2 protein-coding genes are annotated in these 1,007 nt (G+C 70.1%); both read left to right on the forward strand.

Features of this window, described 5'->3' with window-relative positions; genetic code table 11:
- A partial coding sequence (locus tag H7J86_RS31635) for a sigma factor-like helix-turn-helix DNA-binding protein (protein WP_276066000.1) occupies window positions 1-271 on the forward strand: 271 nt, incomplete at its 5' end.
- Between the two features lies 1 nt (window position 272).
- A complete protein-coding gene (locus H7J86_RS31640) occupies window positions 273-989 on the forward strand; it encodes an SDR family NAD(P)-dependent oxidoreductase (RefSeq protein WP_267295805.1) in 717 nt (238 codons plus the stop codon).
- Window positions 990-1,007 lie beyond the last annotated feature (18 nt).

Consider the following 1,007-nt stretch of genomic DNA (forward strand, 5'->3'; position numbering starts at 1 on the left):
GGCCCGCGCCGCCACCCACCAGTCCGGTGGCCTGCGCTCTGCCGAGGCTGAGGTGCTCAGCACCGTCGCCGACCCGGAGGTCACCGACGCGCTGGCCGAACTGCCCGACGGTTTCACCGAGGCCATGTTCTACGCGTACGTGGAGGGCTACACCTACGCCGAAACCGCCGCCATCATGGACATCCCGATGGGAACCGTGATGTCGAGGGTGTCACGCGGCCGTCAACGGCTGCGCACGTCGCTGGCTCCGCTCGAGCGCCGCATCGCCTGATATGGAACTGGCACGACACACCGCCCTGGTCACCGGGGGCACCGCCGGGATCGGGCTGGCCGCGGCCCGCTTGCTGGCCGAGGCCGGCGCGTCGGTGATGCTCACCGGCCGGGACCCGGCCCGCGGCGACGCCGCCGCGCGCGAGATCGGCGCCAGGTTCGTCCGGGCCGACCTGTCCGATATCGAATCGGTGAAAGCCCTTGTGCAGCAAGCGGGTGCGGTGGACATCCTGGTCAACAACGCCGCAGGGTTCCCCGCCGCCCTGACCGTCGACCAGCAGATCGCACCCTTCCAGCACACCTTCGACACCAATGTCCGGGGCCTGTATTTCCTGACCGCCGGGCTGGCTCCCGGCATGCTCGCCCGCCGGCGGGGCAGCATCGTCAACGTCACCACCATGGTGGCCACCAAGGGCGTACCGGGGGCGTCGGCGTACAGCGCCTCCAAGGCCGCGGTGGAATCCCTCACCCGCACCTGGGCGGCCGAATTCGGCGCCGCCGGTGTACGGGTGAACAGCGTCGCACCCGGCCCCACCAGAACCGAAGGCGTACAAGCAGAATGGGGTGACACCAATGAGGAGCTCGGCCGTTCGCTCCCGCTGGGACGTACGGCAGCCCCCGAGGAGATCGCCCAAGCAGTGCTCTTCCTGGCCTCACCGCGGGCCAGTTTCATCACCGGTTCCACCCTGCACGCCGACGGCGGCGGCAGCGCCATCTGAACCCCACACCGGAAGGAG

This window comes from Mycobacterium hackensackense, from assembly GCF_025822555.1.
GTDB lineage: Bacteria > Actinomycetota > Actinomycetes > Mycobacteriales > Mycobacteriaceae > Mycobacterium > Mycobacterium fluoranthenivorans.